General features: G+C 75.3%; 2 protein-coding genes and 1 pseudogene. All 3 read left to right on the top strand.

Annotated elements, in window-relative coordinates:
• Positions 1-2151 (top strand): helicase C-terminal domain-containing protein (locus C5508_RS19045; RefSeq protein WP_104526476.1); only part of this gene is annotated, 2151 nt, incomplete at its 5' end.
• A gap of 15 nt (positions 2152-2166) precedes the next feature.
• A complete protein-coding gene (locus tag C5508_RS19040; RefSeq protein ID WP_198598194.1) occupies positions 2167-2622 on the top strand; it encodes a PaaI family thioesterase in 456 nt (151 codons plus the stop codon).
• Between the two features lie 140 nt (positions 2623-2762).
• Positions 2763-3125, top strand: a pseudogene (locus C5508_RS19035) (hypothetical protein); the annotation flags it as partial.

The following is a 3125-nucleotide window of genomic DNA, read 5'->3' as shown; positions in this document are numbered from 1 at the left end:
AGAATGTGTATAAGAGACAGGGCCAGCCGCCTGGCGGTGCCCGTGTCGGTGGACCGCGCGCTGGACGAGCTCGACGCCACCACGCTCCAGGTCCTCGACGTCGTGCTGCTCGCGCCGACCGACGGGGTGCCGCCCGACGAGCTCGTCGCGGCGCTGCCCGGGGTGCCCGACGAGGTGCTGGCGGCCGCGGTCGACACCCTCACCACCCGGGCGCTGCTGTGGGGCGACGACGTCCTGCACGCCCCGGACCCGGTGCGGCGGTCGGTCCGCCATCCCGCGGGTCTGGGCCGGCGCGCCCTCGACCTGCGGCTGCAGCTGCCGTCGGACCTCCCGGCCGCGCTCGGTGAGCTGGCGCCGGAGGAGCGCGGGGTGCTGGAGCGCCTGGCCGGGGACCGTCCGGTGGGCCACCTGCCCGACGTGCCGGCCAACGGCGCCTCCTCCCCCGCCCGGCGACTGCTGCAGCGCGGCCTGCTGGCCCGCATCGACGCGCTGAACGTGGAGCTGCCGCGCGAGATCGGCGTCCTGCTGCGCGGCGACCACCCCTACGGCCCGCCGCGCAGCCGCCCCGAGCCCACACCCACCACGAGGGACCCGCAGGTGGTCGACCGGCAGGCCGCCGGTGCGGCGCTGGAGTCGGTGGGCCGGGTCGCCGAGCTGCTGACGCTGCTGGAGGAGGAACCGGCCGGGCTGCTGCGCAGCGGCGGGGTGGGCGTCCGGGACCAGAAGCGGGTGGCCAAGTCGCTGAAGGTGACCGAGGCCGAGGCCGCCTGGCTGCTGGAGCTGGCCTTCGCCGGTGGACTGCTCGACGTCGGCGGCCCGCACCGCGACGAGTGGCTGCCGACCCGCGCCTACGACGTGTGGCGGCGACAGGACCTGGCCGACCGGTGGGCCGTGCTGGTGGGCGGCTGGCTGGACGGCGTGCGGCTGCCCTCGCTCGTCGGGGTGCGCGACGTCGCGGGGAAGTCGGCGAACGCGCTCTCCCCCGACCTCGTCCGGCACACCGCACCGGCGATCCGCCGGTCGGCGCTGGCCGTGCTGGCCGAGCTGCCCGCGGGCTCGGGTCTGGCCCCCGAGGACCTCACCGCGCTGCTGCGCTGGCGCACCCCGCGGCGGGCGGACCGGCTGGCGCCGGTCCCCGACATGCTGGCCGAGGCCGCACGCCTCGGGGTGCTGGTCTCCGGGGCGCTCTCCACGGGCGGTCGTGGCCTGCTGGCGTCCGGGGAGGACGGCGCCGCGATGGGCATGCGCGGGTTGCTGCCCGAGCCGGTCGACCACGTGCTCGCCCAGCCGGACCTCTCCCTGATCGCGCCCGGCCCACTGGTCGCGGAGCTGGCCGACACGCTGTCCGTCGTCGCCGACGTCGAGTCCTCCGGCGGTGCCACGGTGTTCCGGGTGTCGGAGGCGAGCGTGCGCCGGGCCCTGGACGTCGGGTGGTCGGCGTCGGACCTGCACGACTTCTTCGCCAAGGCGTCCCGGACGCCGGTCCCGCAGGCGCTGGACTACCTGGTCGACGACGTCGCCCGGCAGCACGGGCGGCTGCGGGTGGGCTCGATCGAGTCCTACGTGCGCTCCGACGACCACGGGCTGCTGTCGCAGGTGCTCAGCGACCGGCGGACCGCGTCCGCGGAGCTGCGCCGGCTCGCACCCGGGGTGCTGGTCAGCGCGCTGGGCGCCGACGAGGTGCTGACCGTGCTGCGCGAGGCGGGCTACGCACCGGCCGGTGAGAACCCGGGGGGCGCCGTCCTCACCCGGCCGCCGGGCCGGCCGCGCGCCGCCGGCCGGCGGACCGGCACCGAGGCCCCGCCGGCCGCCCGTCCGCTGAACCCCGACGAGCGCGCCGCGGTCGTGCGGGAGATGCGCGCCGGTGACGCCGCCCTGGCGGCCCGCCGGGGCGAGGCGGTGCGGCAGGTGCCCGGCGTGACGACGGCGTCGACGCTGGAGCTGCTGTCCCGGGCGGTCCGCGAGGGCGTGCCGGTGTGGCTGGGATACGTCGACGCCCAGGGCAGCGGCAGCCAGCGGGTGGTGCAGCCGGTCTCGCTGGTCGGGGGGTTCCTGCAGGGCTACGACGAGCGCCGCGGCGAGAACCGCACGTTCGCCGTGCACCGGATCACCTCGGTCGCGCTCGTCGAGGCCGACGACGTCACCGGCTGAGGCATGCTGCCCGGCGTGACCTTGCCGAGCATCCAGGAACGGCTCGTACCGCACCTCACCTGCTTCGGCTGCGGACCGGCCAACGAGCGGGGTCTGCGGCTGCGCAGCTTCCCCGGTGAGGGCGGCGTGACCGCGACGTTCACGCCGTGGCCGGAGCACGACAACGGGCTGGGCTACCTCAACGGCGGGATCATCTCCGCGCTGCTGGACTGCCACAGCGCGGCGGCCGTGGTGCACGAGGCCGACGTCCGGAACTGGGGGCCGCTGCCCGGCGCCGCGCTGCCGTACGTGACCGCCGGCCTGGACGTGCGCTTCCTGCGGCCCGCCCCGCTCACCGAGCCGGTGGAGCTGCTGGCGGTGGTCACCGACGCCTCCGAGGCGCAGATGACGGTGGACGTGCACCTGCGCTGGGACGGCAAGCCGCGGGCATCGGCGACGGCCATCTGGAAGCGCTGGCGCCCGCGCGGCTGATCGCGGCCCCCGCCCTGTCGGGAATGTTCGCCGCACCACCGGTGTTGGCGCGGACCGTTGGTATGCGCAACGATCATGCCCATCGGGCGGATGCTGCGCCGGGAGACGAGGGGGCACCGATGATGACAGGGCGACGAACGGTGGCGGACCAGCTGGCACAGGCACTGGGCGCCGTGCTCGGGGCGACCGAGCTGCCCCTGCGGATCCGGGGCTGGGACGGCTCGGTCGCCGGCCCGCCCGGGGCACCCGTCGTCGCGGTCCGGTCCCGTCGGGCGCTGCGCCGGCTGGCGTGGTCGCCGGGCCAGCTCGGGCTCGGGCGGGCCTACGTCGCCGGTGAGATCGACATCGAGGACGACGTCTTCGACACGTTCGCGGCTCTCAAGGCCGTGGGCCGGCTCGCCGAGACGGGTCCCATCTTTTTCTTATACAAATCTCCGAGCCCACGAGACCGTACTAAACCACATATGCCGTCTTCTGACTTAAAAAAAAAAAAACATAAACAA

Origin of the sequence: Blastococcus atacamensis (genome assembly GCF_002938425.1) — a bacterium.
Lineage (GTDB): Bacteria > Actinomycetota > Actinomycetes > Mycobacteriales > Geodermatophilaceae > Blastococcus > Blastococcus atacamensis.
Note: the sequence above shows the minus strand (reverse complement) of the source record. Positions and strands in the feature narration are given on the sequence as shown.